Here is a 2,942-nt window from a genome sequence, read left to right as displayed (position 1 = left end):
AAGACCCGTTTGGGTTGTATGGTTAAGTGACTAAGCGTACACGGTGGATGCCTTGGCAGTTGGAGGCGATGAAGGACGTATTAACTTGCGATAAGCCTAGTCAAGCTAGTAAAAAGCACTTGAGACTAGGATTTCCGAATGGGGAAACCCACCTGCTTGCAGGTATCGTTAACTGAATACATAGGTTAACGAGGCGAACGCGGAGAACTGAAACATCTAAGTACCCGTAGGAAAAGAAATCAACCGAGATTCCGAAAGTAGCGGCGAGCGAAATCGGAACAGCCCTTAAGCTTAATTGGTGTTAATGGAAGGCTCTGGAAAGTGCCACGATACAGGGTGATAGTCCCGTACATGAAAATCCCTTTTAAGTGAAATCGAGTAGGTCGGAGCACGTGAAACTTTGACTGAATATAGGTGGACCATCATCTAAGGCTAAATACTCCCAACTGACCGATAGTGAACCAGTACCGTGAGGGAAAGGCGAAAAGAACCCCTGTGAGGGGAGTGAAATAGAACCTGAAACCGTGTACGTACAAGCAGTAGGAGCCCACTTGTTGGGTGACTGCGTACCTTTTGTATAATGGGTCAGCGACTTATATTTTGTAGCGAGGTTAACCGAATAGGGTAGCCGTAGGGAAACCGAGTCTTAACTGGGCGATTAGTTGCAAGGTATAGACCCGAAACCCGGTGATCTAGCCATGGGCAGGTTGAAGGTTGAGTAACATCAACTGGAGGACCGAACCCACTAACGTTGAAAAGTTAGGGGATGACCTGTGGCTAGGAGTGAAAGGCTAATCAAACCGGGAGATAGCTGGTTCTCCCCGAAATCTATTTAGGTAGAGCCTCGGACGAATACTTACGGGGGTAGAGCACTGTTAAGGCTAGGGGGTCATCCCGACTTACCAACCCTTTGCAAACTCCGAATACCGTAAAGTAATATCCGGGAGACACACGGCGGGTGCTAACGTCCGTCGTGAAGAGGGAAACAACCCAGACCGCCAGCTAAGGTCCCAAAGTCATAGTTAAGTGGGAAACGATGTGGAAAGGCCCAGACAGCCAGGAGGTTGGCTTAGAAGCAGCCATCCTTTAAAGAAAGCGTAATAGCTCACTGGTCGAGTCGGTCTGCGCGGAAGATGTAACGGGGCTAAACTATGCACCGAAGCTGCGGATTCAGAATTTATTCTGAGTGGTAGGGGAGCGTTCTGTAAGCGGTTGAAGGTGTACCGGGAGGTATGCTGGACGTATCAGAAGTGCGAATGCTGACATGAGTAACGATAATGCGGGTGAAAAACCCGCACGCCGGAAGACCAAGGGTTCCTATCCCATGTTAATCAGGGTAGGGTAAGTCGACCCCTAAGGCGAGGCCGAAAGGCGTAGTCGATGGGAAACGGATTAATATTTCCGTACTTGGTATAATTGCGATGGGGGGACGGAGCAGGCTAAGCAAGCATGGCGTTGGTAGTCCATGTGAAAGTGAGTAGGCTAGCGACTTAGGTAAATCCGGGTTGCTGTTAGGCTGAGACACGAGACGAGTCACTAAGGTGATGAAGTTGCTGATGCCATACTTCCAGGAAAAGCCTCTAAGCTTCAGATTATACCGAATCGTACCCCAAACCGACACAGGTGGTCAGGTAGAGAATACTAAGGCGCTTGAGAGAACTCGGGTGAAGGAACTAGGCAAAATCGTACCGTAACTTCGGGAGAAGGTACGCTCCGATTGGTGATGGGACTTGCTCCCTAAGCTGATTGGAGCCGCAGTGACCAGGTGGCTGGGACTGTTTATTAAAAACACAGCACTGTGCAAAATCGCAAGATGACGTATACGGTGTGACACCTGCCCGGTGCCGGAAGGTTAATTGATGGGGTTATCTTCGGAGAAGCTCTTGATCGAAGCCCCGGTAAACGGCGGCCGTAACTATAACGGTCCTAAGGTAGCGAAATTCCTTGTCGGGTAAGTTCCGACCTGCACGAATGGTGTAACCATGGCCACGCTGTCTCCACCCGAGACTCAGTGAAATTGAAATCGCAGTGAAGATGCTGTGTACCCGCGGCTAGACGGAAAGACCCCGTGAACCTTTACTACAGCTTGGCACTGAACATTGAACCTACATGTGTAGGATAGGTGGGAGACTTAGAAGATGAGACGCTAGTTTTGTTGGAGTCGTCCTTGAAATACCACCCTTGTAGTTTTGATGTTCTAACGTTGGCCCCTGAATCGGGGTTACGGACAGTGCCTGGTGGGTAGTTTGACTGGGGCGGTCTCCTCCCAAAGAGTAACGGAGGAGCACGAAGGTTGGCTAAGTACGGTCGGACATCGTACGGTTAGTGTAATGGTAGAAGCCAGCTTAACTGCGAGACAGACACGTCGAGCAGGTACGAAAGTAGGTCATAGTGATCCGGTGGTTCTGAATGGAAGGGCCATCGCTCAACGGATAAAAGGTACTCCGGGGATAACAGGCTGATACCGCCCAAGAGTTCATATCGACGGCGGTGTTTGGCACCTCGATGTCGGCTCATCACATCCTGGGGCTGAAGTCGGTCCCAAGGGTATGGCTGTTCGCCATTTAAAGTGGTACGCGAGCTGGGTTTAGAACGTCGTGAGACAGTTCGGTCCCTATCTGCCGTGGGCGTTTGAGAATTGAGAGGGGTTGCTCCTAGTACGAGAGGACCGGAGTGAACGAACCGCTGGTGTTCGGGTTGTCATGCCAATGGCATTGCCCGGTAGCTACGTTCGGAACTGATAAGCGCTGAAAGCATCTAAGCGCGAAGCAGGCCTCGAGATGAGTTCTCACTAGAGCTATAAGCTCTCTGAAGGGCCGTTGAAGACTACAACGTTGATAGGCAAGATGTGGAAGCATAGTGATATGTTAAGCTAACTTGTACTAATTACCCGTGAGGCTTAACCATACAACGCCAAACGCGTTTTATGTGATAGTTGATAG

The 2,942-nt window shown here is 50.1% G+C and carries 1 rRNA gene; it reads left to right on the top strand.

The window, feature by feature from the left end:
* The first annotated feature begins 20 nt into the window (after nt 1–20).
* A 23S ribosomal RNA gene (locus tag H5154_RS22265) occupies nt 21–2,907 on the top strand.
* Nucleotides 2,908–2,942: the final 35 nt, after the last annotated feature.

It is taken from the genome of Pseudoalteromonas sp. SR44-5 (assembly GCF_014163675.1).
In the GTDB taxonomy this organism is placed as follows: domain Bacteria; phylum Pseudomonadota; class Gammaproteobacteria; order Enterobacterales; family Alteromonadaceae; genus Pseudoalteromonas; species Pseudoalteromonas rhizosphaerae.
Note: the sequence above shows the minus strand (reverse complement) of the source record. Positions and strands in the feature narration are given on the sequence as shown.